This window comes from Deinococcus sp. AJ005, assembly GCF_009017495.1.
In the GTDB taxonomy this organism is placed as follows: Bacteria; Deinococcota; Deinococci; order Deinococcales; family Deinococcaceae; genus Deinococcus.
In genome coordinates this window covers 1,190,402-1,211,914 of sequence record NZ_CP044990.1, presented here as the reverse complement: position 1 = coordinate 1,211,914, position 21,513 = coordinate 1,190,402, and the positions used below count along the sequence as shown (strand labels likewise).

Below are 21,513 nucleotides of genomic sequence, written 5' to 3'. Positions count from 1 at the left end.
ATGTCAGCCATGCCCCAAAATGCCGTCATGGAATCTTTCTGGCTGGCGGTCACCAATCTGGGCCGTGACGAGGTCTTTATCGTCGTGCTGGCGCTGTATACCTGGCTGTGGAATCCGGCGGGCGGGCGCAATCTGGGCGTGGTCTTCGCGGGCAGTTATCTGGTCAACAGCGCCTTAAAATACGGGCTGAACGTGCCGCGTCCCTTCGCCAGCGATCCGGGCCTCGTCTCGGAGGCCGCGCGGGCCACGGCGGGCGGGCCGAGTCTTCCCAGCGGACACGCACAGATGTCGGCCACGCTCTGGGCGGGCATTGCCATGCAGGTGAGGCGGCCCGGCATGTGGGTTGCGGCAGCCGTTTTAATCGCCCTGATCTCGGTTTCGCGGCTGGCTCTGCATGTGCATTTTCCGTCCGACGTGATGGTGGGCCTGCTGCTGGGCGGCATCGCGGCGGCAGTGGCGGGGCGCGTGGCCTTCCCCGATGCCGGAACGTGGCGCTGGGCAGTTCCCGTGGTGGCGCTGCTGATCGCCACGGTTCTGCCCGCCGGAACGCCCCGCGAGTTCGGCACTGGTCTGGGCCTGTTCGCTGGATTCTGGTACGCCCGCCCCAACTTCGCGCCGCCGCGTGATCTGGCCGGGCGACTGATCGTAGGCGTGCTTGGCCTGCTGATGGTGTTCATTGTGTTCTTCGGGCTGGGAGCCTTGCCCAGTGCCATCAAGGACATCGGGCTGGTGCGGGCGCTGCGTTACGCCGTGCTGGTGGTGGTGGCCGTGGAGGTGGTCCCCGCTGTGCTGCGCCGCTGGCTGCCACATATGACACCGCCCACTATGGTCCAGCCTCGCCCCGAAACTGTGCCGCCCCGCTGACAGACTGCTGCCTGAATGTGAAGTTCGTGTCATTAAAGTTTCGGCGTAACGGGGACTACACTTGAGTTCAGATCAAAAGATGTTCCGACTCAAGGAGGCTGTATGCAGCGCACCATCCGATTGTTGTTGTGGCTCGCCGTTCCGCTCGCCCTTTTTATCCCCGCGATCTCGGCGCTGGCGCAGTCGGGTGCAGGCGCTGCCCCGCCAGCCGGAAATCCCCTGGCCCTGACCTTCAAGACTCCCGACCCAGCCCACGGCAAGGAGATCTCGCAGAGCTGCCAGGGGTGCCACGGAGTCGGGCTGGCGAGCATGAACAAAGACATTCCCGGTCTGGCCGGACAGCATTCCAGCTATACCCGGCTGCAACTCGCGGCCTTCCGGGCCAAGTTGCGGCCCAGTCAGGTGATGTGGCAGCAGGCCGCCAACCTCTCGGATCAGGACATCGCGGATATCGCCGCCTACACCGGGAGCTTGCAACCCGGACCCGCCTGGAAAGTGGACGACGAGGCGGTGCGCGCCAAAGGTGAGGCGCTGTTCCACATGGGCGACAGCAAACGCAACATCATCGCCTGCGCCATCTGCCACGGCGACAATGGCCGGGGCGATGACCGCCTGGGCGTGGCCAGCATCACCAACCTGTCGCCGGAATACGGCGAGGAAATCCTGCACGAGTTCAAGGACGCCCCTGGCTACGGCATTCCCCACCCCGACGCCATGCGGATCATCCTGCGCCCCATGAACGACGATGACCTCAAGGCTGTCGCCACCTATATCAGCAGCATGCAGAAATAAGCCCGAGCCTGATCGTTACCGCACCCGCACGCTTCGGCTGGCGGGCTGCCTTTTAATCCACGTCACGAAGCGGCGCACATCTGTATGCTCCAGCAGCGTGTCCACGGCGCTGTACTCCTGCGCCAGTTCGACGTTGCTGAAGGTGCGGTGCAGAAATTTGTGGCACGGCCCGCACAGCATGACCGTGGGCAATTCGGAGATTTTTGTTCCACGCCTGCGCCCCTGCGAACGCGGAATCAGGTGATGCTCGGTCAGGTGCGGCGCGGCCCGCCCACACAGCGCGCAGGCGGGCGCAGTCTGCGGGGGCGGCGGCCAGTTGGAGGGAGGCAGGCGGCGGGCCATCGGGACTGAAGGATAGCCAGCAGGGACGGGCGCGAGTGTCGCCCAGCGCAAGAAATCTCAGGCACAGAAAAAGGCCGGGAAGTCGCCTCGCCCGGCCCTCAAATCACTGCGTTCCTACAACTTGGTCAGCTTCGGGTACTTCATGATCGCCTCGTCCTCGCTCAGAAATTCACCCTCCACATCGGGACTCCAGACCACTTCAGCCCGGATCAGGTCCGAGGCGTTGACGCTGCTGATGATTTGCAGGGCGGCCCTGGCCTCGGCGGCGTTGGTGACCCCGGCAGGAGGCAGGTTGCCCAGCGCGTGGGCAGCCACGGCGATGGTTACGGCCAGATACATGTCGCCCGCGTCGCCCTTGTATTTGTAGCCGTCCTGGTGGGCAAAGCCCGTTTTGGGGTCCTTGTTCTGGTAGTTGCTGGTGGTCTGATCGGTGAAGGCCGAGCGGGCCTCGGTGGCCCAGGCCCCCACCTGACTGTCGGCGGAATTGGGCGCACCCTGGGCGCGTTCCACGTTGCCGTAGACCCAGCGTTCGGGGTGGCGCAGGGCCACTAGCGCGGCTTCCTGAAGCATGCGGGCCAACCCGGCGTTGGTGTCGGGATCTCCGTTCTGGGCCACCTTTTGCAGTGCCTTTTTAACCTCGTCGCCCTCGGCCAGCAGCAGTTGCACGCTGACGGCCTGGGCAGTGCCGCTCAGCGATCCCAGGGCGCCGCCCAGCCCCCGCGTGCCGCCTGCCCCACCTGCGCTCAGGCTGTTGCGCATATAGCCCACCACCATAAACACCAGCACGCCCACGATAATGATTCCGATCAAGCCGGAGCCGCCGCCCCCACCGCCGTAACCGTAGCCCCCGCCGCCGTTGATGATGATCGGGCCAGAGTAGCCGCCGCCCCGGTAGCTGCCGCCACCCGTGGAAAAGCCGCCGCCGCCGGAACTGCTGCCCCCGAAACTGCCGCCGCCGCCCCCACCGCCACCTGAACTGCTGCCGCCGAAGCCGCCGCCAGACTGCGCCAGGACAGCTCCTGAAAGGCCCAGAGCGCCCAGAGACAGCACCAGGGCGGCCAGCCAGATCAACAGGCCACGCGATTGGGAACGGCGGGCAGAGGGTCCAGAGACGTTCATACCCGCAGTCTACGGCCCAGACGCGTCAGGCGTTCCCACACCCCCGCCGCCCAGGGACGGGTAGACTCGGCTGTGACCTCCGAACCCCGACCCACCATCACGCTGACTCCCGAGGAGTGGCAAGCCTTTCAGGACCGCCTGTACGAGCGGGATGACCGCCTGGAACTCCGCGCGCCCGACACCGTGGTGCGGCGCGACGAGACCGTGGACCCCTACGTCCTGAGCGCCCACGCCGAGGCCCTGCAAAGCGGCGAGGTGGAAGGCGACGTGTGGGGCACCCTGGAAGACATCGACGAAACCGCCGCAGACGAGCAGGAGGCGTGGGAGAAGATCACGGACTTCTACCTGGGCCGGGGCGGCGTGCTGGTGCGCGTCACGGGGCTGGACGAGCCGGAAGAGTGGATCTTCACCGAGGAGCTGGCCCGTCGCCTGGGCCTGATGGACGGAGCGACACAGGGGTAAACCCGTTCTGAAGTGTGGCTCATCCCGCACAGATGAGGGACGCGTAGGCTGATTCTCATGTCTAACAACAAACCTCATTTTCCCACCAAACGTCTGCTGGCCGTGGGCGCACTGATCGGTGCGGGCGCGTACTACTTCAGCCGCGAGCAAAACCGCAAGGCGCTGGACGCCAAACTCGCCGAACTGGGCCTGAAGGACGCCGCCCAGGATGTGGGCAATAGCGTGACCAAGGGCTGGGAGAAGACCAAGGACGCCGCCGCACAGGCCGGAAACGTGATCGCCGACAAGGCGGGCGAGGTCAAGGACGCCGCTGCCGAGGGTGGAGCCGGGGCCGCCCTGGACAAGGCGAAGGAAGTCGCTGGGGACGTGAAATCAGCGGTGGGTCAGGCCGCTGGACAGGTGGGAGAAGCCGCAAGCGATGTGGGCAAGACGGCCCAGGCCAATGCTCAGGACGTGGGCAAGGAAGTCAAGAAGGAAGGCCAGGACGCCGCCGCACAGGCCCAGGACAAAGCCGAGCAGTTAAAAGCCAAGGCTTCGGACGCAGTGGACGGCGCCAAAGACAAGGCTCAGGATGTGGCCGCGCAGGCGCAGGAGAAGGCCAAGGATCTGGGCAATCAGGCACAGAACAAGGCCGAACAGGTGAAAGACAAGGTACAGGACGCCGCAGCCGATGCGAAAGATAAGGCTCAGGCCACCGCCGATCAGGCCAAGAGCAAGATGTCAGATGCCGCAGATCAGGCGAAGACAACTGCCCAGAATGCTGGCGCTGCCGTGCAGAACAAGGCTGCCGAGGCCCAGGGCGGCACCCGCGACTTCATTGCCGAAGCCCGCGCGCAGGCCGAGAAGCAGGCGGCTAAGGCCGCCGATGACGCCACCCACCACCAGGGCAGCGATCTGAGCAGCAGCGCCCGCAACGCCGCGCAGGGCGTCAAGACCAACATGCAGAACACCGCCCAGGATGTTAAGGACGGCGCGCAGAAGACCGCCAACGACGTGAAGAACGCGGCCAACGACACCAAGCGCAATACCTGAGTCACAGCCAAAAAAAAGCCTCCCCATGTGGGAGGTTTTTTCTTGTCTTCAGAATTGATGGTCAGCCCTGACCCCGTTGGCTGGCTAGAAGTCCACCTAGCAGCATAGGAGCAGCGGGTACGGGCAGTGAGCTGGACCATTACAAGGTGTCATGAATGCAACTGCTGTACAGCGAACTGTCCAGACTCTCTGAGCATGAGCTGGAAGATCAGGAGCGCAGAAGCTGCATCCTCAACCTCAATTTTTAAATGAGCACTTGAAGCCGCGGCGGCGGGAGATCGCCTTATCCCAAGAACGCTCAGTCCCAGTCGGGTGCGACGCTAGCCGGATTGGCAAGGCGTTCGCCCTGGCCATCCAGTGCGGCGATTCTCTGCATGTCCTCTTCCGAGAGCTTGAGGTCCAGCGCCTTCATGTTGCTTTCCAGGTGTTCGCGCTTGGTAGAGGACGGAATGACCGAGTAGCCCAGCCCCATGGCCCAGGCCAGCGCCACCTGTGCGGGCGTGGCGTCGTGCGCCCTAGCGATGTCCTTCATCACGTCGTCCTCCATGACCTTGCCCACCGCCAGCGTCATGTAAGAGGTCAGGTGGATACCCTCCTGGCGGGCAAAGTCGGCCAGCTTGCGGTTTTGCAGGTAGGGATGGATTTCCACCTGATTGGTGGCAATGGGCAGATCACCCAGCAGTTCACGGGCCTGCTTTAACAGTGCGATGGTGAAGTTGGAGACGCCGATCTGGTGGGTCAGGCCCTGCGCGTAGGCGTCGGCCAGCGCGCCCAGGTATTCCTCAGCGCTGACCGGGCCGCGTGGGGCAGGCCAGTGGATCAGGGTCAGGTCCACGGCGTCCACCCCCAGCTTGTCCAGGCTCTCGCGCAGGCTGGGCACCAGTTTATCGGCGCTGTAGTTGTCGGGCTTGATCTTGGTGGTGATGTACAGATCACTACGGGCCACGCCGCTGTCGGCGATGGTCTCGCCAATTTCGCCCTCGTTGGCGTAGCCCTGCGCGGTGTCGATCACGCGGTAGCCCACTTCCAACGCGTCACGCACGGAATCCCGGACCACCTGATCTTTCAGGCGAAAGGTTCCCAGTCCGAAGGGCGGCACCGTCCAGTTCTCTGTTGCAGTCATCCGGGTATGATGCCGCGCTGGGCAGGAAGGGACAAGAACCGTTTTTCTTTATGCAGCTTCCAGGCCCTCCCTTCTTTACATCGAATCAGGATTCCACACGTCAAACTGACTGCCTGCCCCAACGCCTACCGATGCGGCCCACGTCTGGGCGGGCTGGGCGCGGCGGGCTTCGGGCTGAACGGTCTGCACACGCACCGCACCGTTTCCGCAGGCGATCAGCAGTCCGCTGGCATCCACCCCCAGAATCTCACCGGGCTGGCCCTCACCCTCTTCCACGCTCAGGCCGCCCAGCTTGAGGCGTGCGCCGCCCAGAAACGCGGTGGTCTGCGGCCAGGCGGCCACGCCCCGGTAACGGTCCACCACGGCCCGCGCCGAATCTGTCCAGCGCACGAAGCCGTCCTCCTTGACCAGCATGGGCGCGTGGGTGGCCGCCGCGTCGTCCTGCGGTGTGGGCACGAGGTCTCCCCTGCCCAGCCGCTCCAGAGCCGTCACGATCAGCCGCGCCGCCTGCCCCGCCAGCGCGTCTGAAAGGTCCAGACTGGTCCACTGCGGGGCAATCGGCAGTTCCTCCTGAAGCAGAATCGGCCCCGTGTCCATGCCGGGATCGGTCTGCATGATGGTGGTCCCCGTAAGGGTCTCGCCGCCGATCAGCGCCCACTGGATCGGCGCGGCCCCCCGGTAAGCGGGAAGCAGGCTGGTGTGGGTGTTCAGGAAACCGTATCTGGGAATGTCCAGCACAGAGGCGGGCAGAATCTTGCCGTAAGCGCAGGTGACGGCCACATCAGCGCCGGAATCTCCTAGAACGGTCTCGAACTCGGCGTTGCGCCGGAGTTTAGTGGGCTGCGCCAGCGGCACCCCCAGCTCAGCGGCCCGCGCGGCAATGGGCGGCGGCGTCAGCTTCAGGCCGCGTCCCACCGGTTTATCCGGCTGGGCCACCACCAGCACGATTTCAAACTGTGCGCGGATGGCCTCCAGCACCGGTAGCGCGAAAGCCGGGGAGCCGAAGAAAGCCACCTTCATACCGTTCAAATCCGTACCCTGCAAATCATGCACCGCCACGCTCGCGGCGCAGGCGGTCTGCCTGGGCCAGATCCCCGATCAATGTCCTGGACTTCTGCTGCAACGCCAGCAGTTCCTTGCGGTAATCGTCGGTCACCTCGGGGGGCAAGCGGTCCAGAAACAGCACGCCGTCCAGATGGTCCAGCTCATGCTGAAAAACGCGGGCCAGATAATCCTCAGCCTCCAGAACCTGCTGATGCCCGTCCAGATCGGTGTATTTGACCGACACGGCACGCGCGCGCGGCACACCTTCCTCGTAGATGCCGGGGATACTCAGGCAGCCCTCCTGATAGGACCTGTCCTTTTTCTTGTTCAGCACGCTGACCACCGGGTTGATCATCACGAAGTCGCGCAGCACCCGCGAGCGCAGCGGGGAGTCGTGGCCCTCGTTCTCCTCCTCGTCGTCCTCGTACTCCACGGCCACGAACAGACGCACCGGCAGGCCCACCTGCGGCGCGGCGAGGCCCACTCCACGCGCCTCGAACATGGTTTCCAGCATGGTCTGGGCCACCTGCCGCACACTCTGCGGCCCCACCCCCGGCACATTGAATGTGTCGGTCAGGGTCAGGGGTTTGGCCTTGCGGCGCAGGATCGGATCGCCGTACAGGCGCAGCGGATACACGCGCGCCTCGGCAGGGGTCCAGGTGGGAGTCGTTTGCCCGGTCATAGTGCTGTCTGTTTTACCAGACGGACGGACAGTAGACAGAGGCATGGGTCAATTTGTGTGGGGTCTGGCCGTCCATCACCCGGCCCAGCTCACGGCCCATCCCGTTTGCTGAAGACCGCCAGAGTGGCCGCACCCAGTGCCCCGGTCAGGCCCAGCACCAGCGGCAGATCGTGGCCGCGCAGAAAGGCGTCGGTGGTCAGGGCCAGCCCTGTGACGCTGGCGATCAGAATCATAGCCAGCGCCGCCCACGTCACCCCGTGGCGCGACACCTGAAAGCCCCAGCCCGCACCTGCCAGCAGCAGACACAGCAGGCCCAGCCAGCCACGCAGATCGTCCATGCCCCGGAGCATAGCCGCTGGGTCTGGCCGTTCTGCAGAAACCATTGGGCCAGAAGTACATGGATTCCAAAGCCAGTTGCATTTTTTTCGATAGAAATCATCATCCAGCACGAAGGCACGTATGACTCGGTGGCCCACAGTATCTGGCCGCGCACAGTTGATCAGACTTTGCTCACAAATCCAGGCCTGCTGCCTCTTTTAGAAGTGTAGCCGCCCTGAAAAATTGATAGACTTCTTCAGAACTTCTGAATGTAAGTGGTTCAGACCAGAGCAATTCGTACCCGCTCAAAAAGAGGGCGAGTTGCGTGGATTAACCCCAGGGGGCTTTACAAAGCTTGTCGATTTCCTCCATACTCCAAAGTTGGAGGCAACAACATGACCTATAAGAAACTCAGTGAGCAGGTTCACGAACTCAGCAATCCCCAGCGCAGCGATACTTTCGTCAAGATGTTCCGTGACGCGGTGCGTGACGGTAAATTCGAGGCCGCTTACATGCCCGAACGCTTCACCATGCCCAAACAGTTCACTCGCCGGGGCAGCGAGGGCACCTATCAGCGCGACACCAAGGAAATGCTCTTCGAGACCACACCCAAGTTTGATAAGTGGTTCGACGAAGTCAACCGCGAACTCGCTGCTGCGCGCAAGGGTGGCACCATCAAGCCTTCCGTCGAGGCCATTGAAGCTGGACTGGTGGATTTCAAACAGATGGCTGCCGAAACCCGCAAGAAGATGCAGGCCAGCTATGAGAAGGGTCAGGCTCTGGGACAGACCCGCTCCAAGAACAAGCGCAAGTAGGTTCTTGTCAGTTCTTAAAAAACTCTGACAGCCCCGAAGATAAATTCCTGGGCAGAACAGTTAAAACGCTGTCCGGAAAATCAGTTCCAGGCAGCGTTTTAACTGTTCATCCAGCAGTCGATACTGAAAAACGGCTATTTAGAATACAGGTCCGCGAAATACGGTGATCCGACGTTTGCCCCGCGCCGGAGCTGGCCGTAGGGAATAACCACGCTTTCTGCACAGGCCGCCACGACATGGGGCAGCGTATCGGGCGTCAGGGTCAGCCCGCCGCTGCTCAGTGAGACGGCAAAACTGGCATTCATGTCGCGCAGCACATCGTCGCACTCGGAAACCGGACCAGATGCCGAGGCGGCCAGATACAGCGCTTTCAGGCGGACCGGGGTCAGGCTGGGCCACAGATTCAGCAGAGGCACCAGGCGGCCCTTGGTGCGGTCCAGGATCAGGCCCACCGTGGAATTGTCGGGGTGCGCGCCGCCGCAGTAATAGTCGGTGTTCTCGCGCAGGCTGATCAGCCGGGGTGTCAGCAGGGTCACGTCTACATGCAGGTTATAGCCGTCTCCCTGGCTATCCTCGGGCAGGCTTGAGGCACACTCCAGCGCATTCACGGCGTTAAACAATAGGCGGTCCTGCAACGTGGCCTGAAGCGCAGGGCTGGCATCCGGCAGGCGGGGATACTCCAGACCAGATAGCGGCTCCCGCACGCTCTGACCATCAGCAGACACCACCCAGGCCCGGTTCAGCTTGACGAAAGCCAGCGGATCGCTGCTGCGGAGCTTTTGCAGTCCGGGTGAGGGGGGCAGTTTCAGGGGCAGCTTTGCCACGTTAAGCGGCTCCAGATTGACCTTGAGCGCCTTTACCGCGCCCGGCGCTTTCCAGCTTCCACGCAGCGCGCCGTCGGTGCGGGTCAGCATGAAACAGCCAGTGACGACGGGGGCTGATCCCAGCGACCTGCGAACCTCCTCCTGCAAGATCAGGGTCTCGCCGGAGTGGAAGGCCGTCAGTTGCAGGTCCAGGGGACGGCCCACGTAGAAATAACGGCTGGAATCGGTGTCCTGGATGTCCAGCCCCAGCGTGATCGCCCTGGTGCCCAGCAGGCCCGAATACACCCCGGAACGCGTCCATTCCGGGGGATTCAGGCCGCCGCCACACGTTTGCGGGTCCTGCGTTCCCATCGCCTGCGCCCCCGCCGAAGCAGCTACAGACAGAACCAACAGACACAGCCACCGTTGCATGCCGACAGCGTAAGCCTCTGGAGAGGGCAGGCGATAGAGACCGCGTCTCATTTTCCATTGAGAGCAGCAGCAGCGGTGGCAACAGTAGAAAAGGTCCCCTCTAGCAAGGCGGGAGCCTTTAAATATTTAAGAATAAAAATTCAACAACGGTTGCGCGGGATTACGCCGTTTTCAGCGCGTACCCAATGCCGCGCACGGTGCGGATGATGCCGTAGCCGTCCAGATCGCGCAGCTTGGCGCGCATGTTGGCCATATGCACGTCCACCACATTGCTGTTGCTGGGCAGCTCGCCGTTCCAGACCTCACGCTCGATTTCCTGTCGGGAATACACCCGGCCCGGCTGGCGGGACAGGAAAGTCAGCAGATCGAATTCCTTGGGTGACAGACGGACTTCATGACCGTTGTAGTGACACAGGCGTTTTTGCGGGTGAATCTCCAGTGCCCCGATGGTGATAACCTCGCCGTGCTGCTGGTGGCGCAGTTGTACCTTGACGCGGGCCACCAGTTCCTCGGGGTGAAAGGGCTTGGTCATATAATCGTCCGCCCCCGCTTCCAGCAGGTTAACCTTGCGGTCCACGGCGTCCATCGCAGTCAGGATGATGATCGGGACGCTGCTGGTCTTACGCAGGCGGCGGGCGATCTCTGCGCCGTCGAAATCAGGCAGGCCCAGGTCCAGAATCACCAGATCGGGATTGCTTTCGCGGGCCGATGTCAGACCGCTCACGCCGTCCGAGGCGCTGAGAACCCGGTAGCCCGCCTGCTCCAGCTCGTATTCCACGACGCGGGTGATGTCGGGATTGTCTTCAATCAGTAAAATGCGTTGCTCCATAGTCACCCTCTTGTACAGCTTTCTCTGGTTGGCCCCGAGAAAAGCACGTCCTCAGCGAGAGGGAAATCTCTTCCTGTCCTCAAGACTCCGCGCCGTGGGTTAGAGGTTTCCTCTGCTTAGGAACATGGTAGGGGGAAGGGCAGCACTGGGCGCGCAAAAACGGTTTACGCGTTCTTAACGGCCCCTTGCACTTTCTTCAGGAACAGGGGCCATCTTCAGAAATAGAAGGCCTTCACATCGCCTCACCCGGGCCGGGCACCCTGACCGAGTCCACCTGCACGCCGTAGCGCAGCAGCAATGTTTTCAGGCGCTGCATGGCCGTCACCGCCCGCGTGCGGTCCTGCCGCCGGAAGGCTACGGTTAGTCGGGCGCTGAGTCCAGGGCGCGGCTCCTGCGCCTGAATTTGCAGCGGCCTGCCGAAAGTGGCCTCACCCATCACATCCCGCAGAATGCGCGCGAACGTCAGTTCGTCCACGCCGTCCAGGGTGAAGACGATGCCCTGTACGTCACCAGGATTGAGGGCGGCTTTCGATGAGGTATCCATTGCCAGTCAGGGTAACGCGGCTGCTTTACACTGCCCACATGACCGACGACCTCCCACAAGACGATTTTTTCGAAGATGAATTAGGCGAGGGGGTGTACACCGAGCGCTTGAACGGAGCCGACCTGTATTTCGAGGTCTCGGGCGATCTGGAATCCGGCGAGACCCCACTGGTCTTTCTGCACGGCGGCCCCGGCTACAACAGTTACTCGTTCCGGGAACTGTTCGGGGAATCGCTGGAGCGCCCGGTGATCTATCTGGACGGGCGCGGCAGTGGGCGGAGTGGCCCACTGGAAGACACCGAACAGGGCCACGACACGCTGGATCTGGATACCCTGGTGGCCGATCTGGAAGCAGTGCGTGATTATCTGGAACTGGACAGGATCGTGCCGCTGGGCCACGGCTTCGGCGCACTCGTGGCGCTGGAATACGCCCGCCGCCACCCGGCCCAGACCGAGCGGGTGATCGTCGTCGGCCCCTGGATTCATTTTCCGGCACTGGCCCTGACCCTGCTCTCGGAGGCCAGCGCCCTGCGTGGTGTGGAACTGGAAGACCCCGCAGAGGCGATCCGCACCAGCACTCCCGAGGGCCAGCACCCACAGGTGGGCGACGCGCGGGTAGAGGCGGCTTTTACGCTGCTGAACGCCCGCGATCTGCTGAACGCGCTGGAATTCGTGGACGCCCCCAGCCGCATGAGGCTGGAATTTGTGGACGTGGAAAGCCAACTGGTGGGCGGCGGCGAGGTGCAGGAGGCTCTGGTCAACCAGGGCATGTGGGAGTTTGAATACCTGCCCTTTCTGGCCGAGATTCGCCGCCCGGTCTACGTAATCGCGGGCGTGCAGGACCGCACCAGTTATCCCGAACAGGTACAGTATCTAGCCGATCTGGCCGACGCCGACGTGACCGTGCTGGACACCGGCCATTACCCTTGGCTGGACGACGAGGACGGGTTTGCGGAAGCGCTGGAAGACGCGCTGAGACGTTAGGCTTTCTGGCGTGTCCATCCTTGAACTCCGCAAACTCTGGGGCAATGACCCGCTGATCATCGTCTGTGTCGGGGTGCTGATCCAGGACGAGACGGGGCGAATCCTGCTGCAACGGCGCGGTGATGACGGCCTGTGGGGCGAACCCGGCGGCGCGCTGGAACCCGGCGAGGACTTTCTGACGGCGGCCCGGCGCGAGCTGCTGGAGGAAACTGGACTGGTCTGCCCGGATTTGCACCTGCTGCCAATTGCCGAGGCGCTGCAAGGCGGACCAGAGTTTTTCAGCATCTACCCAAACGGCCATGAGGTCTACATCGTTGGAATGCGGGCGCATGGCACGCTCCCGGCCTCCGCACTGGACCACGCTGCCCCCGACGACAGCGGCGAGACACTGGAACTGCGCTGGTTCGCCTTGGATGATCTGCCTCCCATCAGCAAGAATGTCAACCGCCTGAGCCTGAGCCTGCTTCGCTCACGCGTGGGCCTGCCGCCACTACCGCTAGAGCCGACACCACCCGCGCCACCCATCGGCAATCACCTGATGGAACTGCGGAAGCTGGTTGGCCCTCGCCCGCTGCACGCCCCCGGCGCAAACGTCCTGGTCACGGGTGAGCAGGGGTGCTTGCTTTTGCTGCGGCATGGCGGGACGGGAAAGTGGACGGTACCGGGAGGCAGTCTAGAACCTGGTGAGAGTTTTGAAGAATGTGCGCGGCGGGAACTGTTCGAGGAAACGGGCCTGAGGGCAGCAACGCTGGAGCCGCTGGAGATGTTCTGTGGGCCGGACTACCGCTATATGTATCTGCATGGAGATGTGGTGGACAACGTTTCGGTGCTGTATCGGGCAGAGGACGTGGCAGGCCAACTGACCCCACAGGAGGGCGAGGTGCTGGAAGTCGGCTGGTTTGGGTTAGACGAACTGCCAGAAGATGAGGAACTGAGCGGAACATTGATTCAGGACAACCTGAAGGTCTGGAAAAGGGGCCAGAGCGTCTAGCCCCAGCCCCCTATCCACCCTCTCCCCTACTTTTCCCGGATGCCCCAGCCCTGTGCCCGCACCGCACCCATCAGGCGGTCCATCACGGGATCGACTTCCGCGTCGGTCAGGGTCTTAGCGCCCCGGAAGACCAGCCGCACGGCCACGCTGCGTTGCCCGGCAGGAATCTGGTCTCCGGTATATACGTCGAACGGCTCGACACTTTCCAGCCCCTCCCCCGCCTCAGCCCTGAGCAGCGCGGCCACCTCTCCATAACCCACGTCCTGCGGGGCAATGACGGCCAGATCACGCCACGCGACAGGGGCGCGGCTGGGATCGCGGAAGCCCCACGCCCGGCCCGGCAACGGCAACGCGACTTCCAGAAGGAACGTCTCGCCCTTCAGCCCAAATTCCTGGGCAATTTCGGGATGCATTGCGCCGATCCAGCCGATGGCCTGCCCGTTCCAGACCACCTCGCCCGCGATGCCGGGATGCAGGGCGCTGGGGACCGACTCGCCGCGCAACTGACGAATCTCCAGCGCCGCACCCTGACTGGCGGCCAGCGTTTCCAGCAGGCCCCGGAAGGCGCTGTAGCTGCCCGCCACGCCGCCCTGATGGGTGTTCGGCGCGAGTGGCCCGCGCATCAGCAGGCCCAGACGCTCGGCCTCGCCACTCTTCGGGAAAATCCGGCCCTGTTCGGACAGCAGTACGCGCTCGCCTTTGGGATGGGCCAGCGCGGCGCGCAGCAGGCTGGGGTACAGCGCTGTCCGCAACGCCGTGCGGTCTACCGTCATTGGATTCCGCAGACGCACGCCGGGAGCCTCAGCCCGCGCCTTTTGCGCTTCATCGTCGCTGGTGAAGGTGTAGGTCACCACCTCCTGAAAGCCCAGCCCGGCCAGCGTGCGGCGCAGGTTCTGGCGGTTGTCGTTGGCGGCGGACGCGCCGATGTTGCTCTCGTGGATTCGCAGCGTGGGCAGCGTTTCGGGCAGTTCAGCATAGCCGTGCAGGCGGGCGACTTCCTCGGCCACGTCCTGCCAGATGATCATGTCGATGCGCCAGGACGGCGGCGTGATAAGCAGCGTGTCGCCCTCGCCTGCCACTTCACAGCCCAGGCGGACGAGGATGGCGCGCATCTCCGCCGTGTCGATCTGCATGCCCAGCAGCGCACGGATGGCGTCGGCAGAGGCGGTGATCTGGCCGGGGATTTCCGGTTCCCCCACCACCGTCGCGCCCGGCTCGATCTGACCGCCGCCGCATTCGGCCAGCAGTCCGGCCACGCGGTCTGCAGCGCGGGGCGAGAGGAGTGGATCGACGCCGCGTTCGTAACGGTAAACGGCGTCGGTCTTGAGGCCCAAGCGCGTGCTAGTGCGCCGCAGCAACACCGGGTCAAAGTGTGCGGACTCAATCACCACGTCCGTCGTGTCGGCCCGCACCCGCCCGTGATCTCCGCCCATGATCCCGGCGATGCCCAGCACGCCCGCACCCGGCTGAGGCTGTCCGGCGTTGGCAAAGGCTTCGGCCACCGTGGAAACGCCACGTTCGCGTCCGTCCAGAATCAGCAGATCCTCGGGACCAACGGTATGGATGCCGCCCATCAGATCAGCGACTTCCTCGCCCTGCCGCAGCCCGAAGGCCACCAGAATCTGATCATCCGTCACGTCGCGGCGGTCATACAGCGCGGTGGGCTGGCCCAGTTCCAGCATCACGTAATTGCTGGTGTCCACGATCAGGTCAATCGGGCGCATCCCCGCCAGAGACAGGCGGCGCTGCATCCACAGCGGCGAGGGGCCGTTCTGCACGCCGCCCACCGTCCGCGCGGCGAAGTGATCGCAGCCGAAGCGCAGCTTCTTGGATGGATCGCGCTCGATGGTCAATCCTTTCGGCGGCAGGCTGACCCGGATTTCGCCGTCGCCGTGCGCGGCGGGGCCAGCGGGCGGCTGCTTCAGCTCCAGCTTGAGGAAGGCGGCCAGATCGCGCGCCACCCCCAGTGCGCTGAGGGCGTCGGCGCGGTTGGGGGTGATTTCGATGTCCAGAACATGATCAGTGGGCCACAGCTCATGCATGGGCGTTCCCGCTTTGGCCGTACCAGCCGGAAAGGTCAGGATTCCGGCGCTGCTCTCGCCGATATTCAGCTCCTTGGCGCTGGCGGCCATGCCCCAGGATTCGACGCCTTGCAAAGTGCGGACGCTGTACTCGGTGTCGCCCAGCGCCGTACCGGGCGTGACCAGCGCCACCACCGTTCCGGCAGGCAGGCTCGCCGCACCCGGCGCACCCGTGGCAATCACGCGCTCGCCGTGCGGCCCGGTGTCTAGGGTCAGTTTCGCCAGTTGCGTGCCTTCCATCGCCTCCGCTTGCAGGATGACGGAGAGGAGGACGCCTTCAGGGGGCGTGGGCGTCTCTTCAATCCCTTCCAGTGGAAGGCCCAAGTTAGCGAAGATAGGTTCCAGTTCGGTGACGGGCGGAAGGTTAGGAACAAGTTCTTGAAGCCAGGAATAGGGCAATTTCATGGTGGAACCTCTTAATAGGGCGGAGAGGGGGATGCAGGGTCAGCCAGCGTTCTGGACGAGGGTTCGAACCACCCCGCGCACCTGCTCCGGCACCAGATTCACGGCGTCCAGTTCGGATACGTTCACCCACTGGGGCGCGTATGAGTTCTCGGCGCTGTTGCGGATGCCTTCGGGACCGTCGCCCAGGCGCATCTGACCGGCGACGTAGGACACGCGAAAATAGTGTTCGTGGTTATCCAGATTGTCCAGCACCAGCACTTCCTCGCCCACCGCCACCACCAGATTCACTTCCTCCATCAGTTCGCGGGCGCAAGCTTCAGCGGGGGTTTCGCCGGGTTCAATGCCGCCGCCGGGCAGCGTGGCGTAGGCGCTGCCCGCTTTGTTTCGCAGCATCAGCAGCACTTGGTCTTCATTATTAAGGAGGATTCCGACAGCGCGGGGTCTCATGGCTTCTCCTGGCCCAGATACAGGCTGAGCGCGTTGATGTGAAGGGGATAGAAATCTTCGGGGCGGTTTTGAAGGTGGGTTCGGCAGTCGTCCAGCGGCATCCAGCGCAGATTCCGGGTTTCAGATGTCTGTGTCACTGGTTCGCCTTCCGCCTCGCAGGTAAAGCTATGCAGAATGATGGAATAGCCGCCCGACAGGTTTTGAGTGGTGCAAAACGGCGTGTAGCTCATGACCTTGTAACCGTTCACGGTGCGGGTCACAGCGTTTTCCTCACCCTCAATGTGAGTCAGGCGCAAACCCGTTTCCTCGTGAACCTCGCGGCGCAAAGCGTCAAAAACGTTCTCGTATTCACGGACCTTGCCCGCCGCCACTTCCAGCATTCCGTTTTCAATGCCCGCACCCAGTTTGCGGCGTTCCTGAATAAGCAGGCAGCGCACGCCGCCGACTTCGCGGGTGATGATTGCGCCGACGCAGGGGATGGCGAATGTTTCGGACATATCTACCTCTGCGGAAGTGCTTCAAGATAGGCATCGGCAGTGGAGCGACTGTCAAATAAGAGAATTTCTGCCTGTTCAACTGGCTGTTCATGCGTTGCCTGTTGCCTCACGCTCTCAGTCTGAAACTCATTATCTTCAAGAAGACTGCGCAAAAAGCTGTCGCATTCGTCTGAAACAGCCTCCAGATAAAATGCTCCAGAGTAGCCACTATCTATTGATTGCCATTCGCCAACCTTTTCAATCTTATTGACCTTTATTTCCACTGGCTGAATATCTTTAATTTTGTAGGATAATTGGGTTTCCGAGTCCTCGGTCCATCCGTAACTCGTTACTCTCAGACTCGCCAAACAAGTAATGATATCTCCCTTTTGGATGCTCCCCTCGTAAACCCAAGCGAGCAACTTAAGCGCGTCAACTGTTGAGACATCTTCACCCACTGACAGGACAAACACGATTCACCCCAATTCCCCCCGGAATTGCCCCAGCACCCTGGGATCATTGGCGTAGAAGTAGCGAATATCGGGAATGCCGTACTTGAGCATGGCAATCCGCTCTGGCCCCAGCCCGAAGGCGAAGCCCGTTTTGCCCTCGTAGACGCGCGGTTTGCCCTCGGCCTCGCGCAAGTCGTCCACAGCTTTGAAGACGTTCGGGTGAACCATGCCGCAGCCGCCCAGTTCCAGCCATTTGCTCTCGCCGCGCGGGTTCTCCCACCACACGGCAAAATCCGCGCCGGGTTCAGTGAAGGGGTAGTAACTGGGCTGGAAACGCACCTTCGCGCTCGGCCCGTACAACCCACGCGCCATCTCGGCGATGGTGCCTTTCAGGTCCGCCATGCTGATACCGTCGCCCACCACCAGACCTTCCAACTGGTGAAACATGGCCTCGTGGGTGGCGTCGGTGGCCTCGTAGCGGTAGACCTTGCCGCGCACAACGATCTTCAGGGCGGGTTCGTGGTCCACCATGTAGCGGATCTGCATGGGGCTGGTGTGCGTCCGCAGCAGGCGGCCATCCTCCAGCCAGAAGGTGTCCTGAAGGTCACGCGCGGGGTGATACCACGGCACGTTCAGCGCCTCGAAGTTGTGGTGTTCGTCCTCCACTTCCGGCCCCTCGATCACCGCATAGCCCAGCCGCTCATAGATACGGGTCAAGTCGTCATACACGCGGTTGATGGGGTGTAGACCGCCAGCGGGCAGCGGCAGACCGGGCAGCGTGACGTCAATGGCCTCAGAGGCGAGGCGAGCGTCCAGCGCGGCGCGTTTGAGAGTCACTTCGCGTTCAGTCAACGCGGCGTCAATGGCCTGCCGCACGGCGTTGATCTGTGCGCCGCGTGCCTTGCGTTCCTCCGGCGGCAATTTGCCCAGTGCGCCGAGTTCCTTTGTGACCAGACCGCTCTTGCCCACATACTTGGTTTTGACGGCCTGCAAGCCCTCCAAAGTGTCCGCCTGTGAAATCGCTTCTAGTGCTTCCTGTTGATGGTTGTCTGACATTCTCTCTCCCCTTTGACACAAAAAAGCCCCGCCGTACATGCAGTAGGCGGGGTGACACGCTGGACTCGTTTAAGTCAGCGAAACCCCAGCGCAAGTAAAAAGCGAAAGTGTACCGGGCTGGGGCGTCATGGGGATCAGGGTAGCAGAAGAGGAGAGAGAGGATTGGCACAGAGAAATCCCCGCTCCTCTAAACGCACAGCCCGCCCCGTCTGTGCTGCCAAGACAGACGCCCATTTTCCCACTGGCGGCAGTGTTACCGTGAGGTCATGACGACTGCCGAGCGCCCCCAGATTCCGTCCGCCCCGCGTGACACGGCCATCTTTGACCTGATCGCGCAGGAGGGCGAGCGCCAGCGCACCGGGCTGGAACTGATCGCTTCCGAGAACTTCACGTCCGCCGCCGTGCGTGAGGCGGCGGGCAGCGTGCTGACCAATAAATACGCCGAGGGCTACCCCGGCAAGCGCTGGTACGGCGGCTGCGAAGTGGTGGATCAGGTGGAACTGCTGGCGATTGAGCGGGCCAAAGAATTGTTTGGCGCAACCTGGGCCAACGTGCAGCCCCACAGCGGCAGCAGCGCCAACATCGCGGTGTACGGCGCACTGCTGAAACCCGGCGACACCGTGCTGGGCATGGACCTGTCGCACGGCGGCCACCTGACGCACGGCAGCCCGGTGAATTTTAGCGGCAAGAATTACACGGTGGTCAGTTACAAGGTCAGCCCTGAAACTGAACTGATCAACATGGACGAGGTTCGCCGTCTGGCGCACGAACACAAGCCGCAGATGATCATCGCCGGGGCCAGCGCCTACAGCCGCACCATTGATTTTGAGGCGTTCCGTACCATCGCCGATGAAGTGGGCGCAATCCTGTTCGCCGATATCGCGCACATCGCTGGACTGGTGGCCGCTGGCGTGCATCCCAGTCCGCTGCCGCACGCGCACATCGTCGCCACCACCACGCACAAAACCCTGCGCGGCCCCCGCAGCGGCCTGCTGCTGAGCAGTGATCCTGAGATGGCCGCCAAGATGGACCGTTCAGTGTTCCCCGGTCATCAGGGTGGACCGCTGGAACACATCATCGCGGCCAAGGCGATTGCCTTCGGCGAGGCGCTACAACCCGAATTCAAGGTCTACGCCCAGCAGATCATCAAGAATGCACAGGCGCTGGCCGCCGCGTTTCAGGACAAGGGCTACCGCGTCGTCTCTGGCGGCACCGACAACCATCTTTTCCTGCTCGACCTGCGCCCACACGGCCTAAACGGTACCAAGGCCACCAAAGCGCTGGACGCCAACCACATCACCATTTCTAAGTCCACCCTGCCCTACGACACCGAAAAGATCCTGCACGGCGGCGGCATTCGCATCGGCACGCCCGCTGTGACCACGCGCGGCATGGTGGAAAGCGACATGCCTAAAATTGCCGATCTGATCGACCGGGCGCTCAAGGGCGAGAACGTGAAGGACGAGGTTCACGCGTTTGCAGGCGGCTTCCCGCTGCCCTGAAGCTCCTCAGGCCCATCCCCCTCTTCACGGAGGGGTTTTTACTGGCCTAGAGACGGAATGCCGTACCCCTCTCGTCTCATTTTCAAGCTCTGTGAGAACACTGTCAGTTCGGCGGGACTAGCTTGCTGTCATGAGTCTCGCTTCCGTCCCAGCGCCGACCGGGTTCCGAGGCCCACACGAACCCGGAGTGCTAGAACTGACCTTGCAGCTCACGCGGCTGGGCCTGAATGCGCCTGACCTGGGCAGCGCCATGGCCCCGGTACTGGACGCGCTGGTGGCCCAGACCTCGGCGGTGGGGGCGGGGTATTTCCAGCTCGCAGACCACACGCTGGCCTATCACGCCCGCGCGGCCAGCGGCGTGATGCCGGAAGGACCGGCGATGGACGCGCTGCTGGCCCACGGTCTACCACGCCATCTGCCGCTGATCGGCGCCCTGGAAGCCTCGCCAGACATCCTTTATTTTCAGGACACGGACGGCGAGCCAACAGCCAGCGGATTCCCGGAACTGGGCGTGTGCGCGCTGATTGCCGCGCCGATCCATGACCGCGCCGGGCGACTGGTGGGCGCGCTGCTGGCCCACATCTTTCAGCCCCACGACTGGTCTGTACCCGAGCGGCATCTGATCGACAGTGTGACCGGCCTGCTGACCCTGCTGGCCGCCCGTCTGGACGCCGAGGAACGCGAACATGCCGCCCACGAGGGTGCCCTGCGGGCGATGGGCCTGTCGCTGGAAGCCCGCGACGCCGAGACGCAGGGCCACACGGACCGGGTCACGGCACTGGCGTTGCGGCTGGGTCAGCATTTCGGGCTGGAGGCGGGCGAGATGCGGGCGCTGCGCTGGGGGGCGTACCTGCACGACATCGGCAAGGTGGCCGTCCCTGATTCGATCCTCCTGCACGGCGGTCCACTGACGCCAGAAATGCGCGCCCGCATGGAGCTGCACGTCACCGACGGCGTGACCCTGGCGCGGCACCTGCCCTTCCTGCCCGCCGCCACCCTGGACGTGATCGCCGGACACCACGAGCGCTGGGACGGCGCAGGCTACCCGCAGCGCCTGTGCGGCGAGCAGATTCCCCTGCTGTCTCGTATTTTTGCCGTCTGCGACGTATTCGACGCCCTGACCAACGTGCGGCCCTACAAGCAGGCCTGGACCATCACCGAAACCCTGAGCCATATCCAGGCGGCCAGCGGCCAACATTTCGATCCACAGGTGGTGGCCGCGCTGCTGGACGTGCTGGCCGACGCCAGCGGTTTGCCGGAATCCGCCTGAGCAGCGGGAACCCTTAGAGCAGGAACAGCACATCCCGCAGATCGCCCAGAACAGCGTCCGGCCTCTCCCCTGCCAGCGCATGTCCGGTGCCCAGGAAGGCTGCCCGCATGCCCACAGCTTGCGGCCCCGTGATGTCGTTGCGCGGCGAATCGCCCACAAACCATGTATCGGCAGCCGTCACACCCAGCCGCGAGAGGGCCAGACGATAAATGGCCAGATCGGGCTTGCTGAGGCCCACGGCCTTGCTGATTACCATGTCGTCCACCCGCCGGGTCAGGTCCAGCCCGTCCAGCGTCTGTCGCTGCTTGATTTCCCAGCCGTTGGTCACGATGCCCAGCAGGACGCCTCGCTGTCGCAACTCGGCCAGAATCTCGTGGGCGTACGGCATAAGGACAGGATGTGTGAAGGCGTGATCGGAGAAGTCGTCTAGCAATGCCTGTGCCGGATGCGCCAGCCCAAATTCCTGCACCAGCAGAGGCATCACCTCGGATTTAGGGCGGTAGCCGAAATCGTCCAGTTCTAGGAAGCGGGCGGCGTAGGGGGCAGGCAGGCCAAACCGCCGCGTGTGTCCCTTAAGCCACTGGAAAATAGTGGCGTTGCGGTCATGCAGGGTGCCGTCCAGATCGAACAGCACCGCTTTCAAAGCCTG

General features: G+C 63.2%; 24 protein-coding genes. 9 read left to right on the top strand and 15 right to left on the bottom strand.

Features of this window, described 5'->3' with window-relative positions; all coding sequences use genetic code 11:
• Window positions 1-27 precede the first annotated feature (27 nt).
• The gene (locus DAAJ005_RS07730; RefSeq protein WP_151846609.1) at window positions 28-864 is read left to right on the top strand and encodes a phosphatase PAP2 family protein; all 837 of its coding nucleotides are present in this window, start codon (window positions 28-30) and stop codon (window positions 862-864) included.
• A 102-nt stretch (window positions 865-966) separates the two neighbouring features.
• Complete coding sequence (locus DAAJ005_RS07725) at window positions 967-1,656, top strand: cytochrome c4 (RefSeq protein WP_151846608.1); 690 nt, start codon at window positions 967-969, stop codon at window positions 1,654-1,656.
• A 15-nt stretch (window positions 1,657-1,671) separates the two neighbouring features.
• Here the strand turns inward: DAAJ005_RS07725 and DAAJ005_RS07720 are convergent, their stop codons facing one another.
• Together DAAJ005_RS07720 and DAAJ005_RS07715 are read right to left on the bottom strand one after the other, a co-directional pair.
• Window positions 1,672-1,998 carry an HNH endonuclease gene (locus DAAJ005_RS07720; RefSeq protein ID WP_151846607.1) on the bottom strand — a complete coding sequence of 109 codons (327 nt, stop codon included), beginning with the start codon at window positions 1,996-1,998 and terminating at the stop codon, window positions 1,672-1,674.
• A 114-nt stretch (window positions 1,999-2,112) separates the two neighbouring features.
• A complete protein-coding gene (locus DAAJ005_RS07715; RefSeq protein ID WP_151846606.1) occupies window positions 2,113-3,117 on the bottom strand; it encodes a DUF1517 domain-containing protein in 1,005 nt (334 codons plus the stop codon).
• A 72-nt stretch (window positions 3,118-3,189) separates the two neighbouring features.
• Here DAAJ005_RS07715 and DAAJ005_RS07710 point away from each other — a divergent pair, with 72 nt between their 5' ends.
• Entirely contained in the window at window positions 3,190-3,579 is a 390-nt protein-coding gene (locus tag DAAJ005_RS07710) for a hypothetical protein (RefSeq protein ID WP_151846605.1), read from the top strand.
• Between the two features lie 57 nt (window positions 3,580-3,636).
• The gene (locus DAAJ005_RS18900) at window positions 3,637-4,611 is read left to right on the top strand and encodes a YtxH domain-containing protein (RefSeq protein ID WP_192930899.1); all 975 of its coding nucleotides are present in this window, start codon (window positions 3,637-3,639) and stop codon (window positions 4,609-4,611) included.
• Between the two features lie 298 nt (window positions 4,612-4,909).
• Here DAAJ005_RS18900 and dkgB read toward each other — a convergent pair whose 3' ends face one another.
• The 4 genes from dkgB to DAAJ005_RS07685 form a co-directional block, all read right to left on the bottom strand.
• The gene (gene dkgB, locus DAAJ005_RS07700) at window positions 4,910-5,734 is read right to left on the bottom strand and encodes a 2,5-didehydrogluconate reductase DkgB (protein WP_151846604.1); all 825 of its coding nucleotides are present in this window, start codon (window positions 5,732-5,734) and stop codon (window positions 4,910-4,912) included.
• Window positions 5,735-5,809: 75 nt separating this feature from the next.
• Window positions 5,810-6,754 (bottom strand): methionyl-tRNA formyltransferase, encoded by a 945-nt coding sequence (gene fmt, locus DAAJ005_RS07695; RefSeq protein WP_151846603.1) that lies wholly within the window; start codon window positions 6,752-6,754, stop codon window positions 5,810-5,812.
• A gap of 25 nt (window positions 6,755-6,779) precedes the next feature.
• Entirely contained in the window at window positions 6,780-7,460 is a 681-nt protein-coding gene (gene def / locus DAAJ005_RS07690; protein ID WP_151846602.1) for a peptide deformylase, read from the bottom strand.
• Between the two features lie 89 nt (window positions 7,461-7,549).
• Window positions 7,550-7,798 carry a hypothetical protein gene (locus DAAJ005_RS07685; protein ID WP_151846601.1) on the bottom strand — a complete coding sequence of 83 codons (249 nt, stop codon included), beginning with the start codon at window positions 7,796-7,798 and terminating at the stop codon, window positions 7,550-7,552.
• A 375-nt stretch (window positions 7,799-8,173) separates the two neighbouring features.
• Here DAAJ005_RS07685 and DAAJ005_RS07680 point away from each other — a divergent pair, with 375 nt between their 5' ends.
• Window positions 8,174-8,593: a hypothetical protein gene (locus tag DAAJ005_RS07680; RefSeq protein WP_075830406.1), complete on the top strand. Its 420-nt coding sequence runs from the start codon at window positions 8,174-8,176 to the stop codon at window positions 8,591-8,593.
• A 134-nt stretch (window positions 8,594-8,727) separates the two neighbouring features.
• On the opposite strand, the gene DAAJ005_RS07675 is transcribed toward DAAJ005_RS07680, so the two are convergent.
• The 3 genes from DAAJ005_RS07675 to DAAJ005_RS07665 all read right to left on the bottom strand — a co-directional run bounded on the left by DAAJ005_RS07675 (window position 8,728) and on the right by DAAJ005_RS07665 (window position 11,201).
• Window positions 8,728-9,828: a hypothetical protein gene (locus DAAJ005_RS07675; protein ID WP_226342632.1), complete on the bottom strand. Its 1,101-nt coding sequence runs from the start codon at window positions 9,826-9,828 to the stop codon at window positions 8,728-8,730.
• A gap of 160 nt (window positions 9,829-9,988) precedes the next feature.
• Window positions 9,989-10,657, bottom strand: coding sequence for a response regulator transcription factor (locus tag DAAJ005_RS07670; protein WP_075830407.1), 669 nt, complete (start codon window positions 10,655-10,657; stop codon window positions 9,989-9,991).
• Window positions 10,658-10,889: 232 nt separating this feature from the next.
• Entirely contained in the window at window positions 10,890-11,201 is a 312-nt protein-coding gene (locus DAAJ005_RS07665; RefSeq protein ID WP_151846600.1) for a hypothetical protein, read from the bottom strand.
• Window positions 11,202-11,239: 38 nt separating this feature from the next.
• Here DAAJ005_RS07665 and DAAJ005_RS07660 point away from each other — a divergent pair, with 38 nt between their 5' ends.
• Together DAAJ005_RS07660 and DAAJ005_RS07655 are read left to right on the top strand one after the other, a co-directional pair.
• A complete protein-coding gene (locus tag DAAJ005_RS07660) occupies window positions 11,240-12,184 on the top strand; it encodes an alpha/beta fold hydrolase (protein WP_151846599.1) in 945 nt (314 codons plus the stop codon).
• 10 nt (window positions 12,185-12,194) lie between these two features.
• Window positions 12,195-13,175 carry an NUDIX domain-containing protein gene (locus DAAJ005_RS07655; RefSeq protein ID WP_151846598.1) on the top strand — a complete coding sequence of 327 codons (981 nt, stop codon included), beginning with the start codon at window positions 12,195-12,197 and terminating at the stop codon, window positions 13,173-13,175.
• A 26-nt stretch (window positions 13,176-13,201) separates the two neighbouring features.
• Here the strand turns inward: DAAJ005_RS07655 and DAAJ005_RS07650 are convergent, their stop codons facing one another.
• The 5 genes from DAAJ005_RS07650 to pheS are packed head-to-tail and all read right to left on the bottom strand — an operon-like array spanning window position 13,202 to window position 18,092.
• Window positions 13,202-15,661 (bottom strand): phenylalanine--tRNA ligase subunit beta, encoded by a 2,460-nt coding sequence (locus DAAJ005_RS07650; protein ID WP_151846597.1) that lies wholly within the window; start codon window positions 15,659-15,661, stop codon window positions 13,202-13,204.
• Window positions 15,662-15,700: 39 nt separating this feature from the next.
• Window positions 15,701-16,108 (bottom strand): NUDIX domain-containing protein, encoded by a 408-nt coding sequence (locus DAAJ005_RS07645; RefSeq protein ID WP_151846596.1) that lies wholly within the window; start codon window positions 16,106-16,108, stop codon window positions 15,701-15,703.
• The gene (locus DAAJ005_RS07640) at window positions 16,105-16,605 is read right to left on the bottom strand and encodes an NUDIX hydrolase (RefSeq protein WP_151846595.1); all 501 of its coding nucleotides are present in this window, start codon (window positions 16,603-16,605) and stop codon (window positions 16,105-16,107) included. The genes DAAJ005_RS07645 and DAAJ005_RS07640 overlap by 4 nt, the downstream gene beginning before the upstream one ends.
• 2 nt (window positions 16,606-16,607) lie before the next feature.
• The gene (locus DAAJ005_RS07635; protein WP_151846594.1) at window positions 16,608-17,057 is read right to left on the bottom strand and encodes a hypothetical protein; all 450 of its coding nucleotides are present in this window, start codon (window positions 17,055-17,057) and stop codon (window positions 16,608-16,610) included.
• A gap of 3 nt (window positions 17,058-17,060) precedes the next feature.
• Window positions 17,061-18,092 carry a phenylalanine--tRNA ligase subunit alpha gene (pheS, locus tag DAAJ005_RS07630; protein WP_151846593.1) on the bottom strand — a complete coding sequence of 344 codons (1,032 nt, stop codon included), beginning with the start codon at window positions 18,090-18,092 and terminating at the stop codon, window positions 17,061-17,063.
• 266 nt (window positions 18,093-18,358) lie between these two features.
• Here pheS and glyA point away from each other — a divergent pair, with 266 nt between their 5' ends.
• The gene (gene glyA, locus DAAJ005_RS07625) at window positions 18,359-19,594 is read left to right on the top strand and encodes a serine hydroxymethyltransferase (RefSeq protein WP_151846592.1); all 1,236 of its coding nucleotides are present in this window, start codon (window positions 18,359-18,361) and stop codon (window positions 19,592-19,594) included.
• Between the two features lie 130 nt (window positions 19,595-19,724).
• On the top strand, window positions 19,725-20,864 hold the full coding sequence (locus tag DAAJ005_RS07620; protein WP_151846591.1) for an HD-GYP domain-containing protein: 1,140 nt from the start codon (window positions 19,725-19,727) through the stop codon (window positions 20,862-20,864).
• Window positions 20,865-20,877: 13 nt separating this feature from the next.
• Here the strand turns inward: DAAJ005_RS07620 and DAAJ005_RS07615 are convergent, their stop codons facing one another.
• Window positions 20,878-21,498, bottom strand: a complete 621-nt coding sequence (locus DAAJ005_RS07615) for an HAD family hydrolase (RefSeq protein ID WP_226342686.1) — start codon at window positions 21,496-21,498, stop codon at window positions 20,878-20,880.
• Window positions 21,499-21,513: the final 15 nt, after the last annotated feature.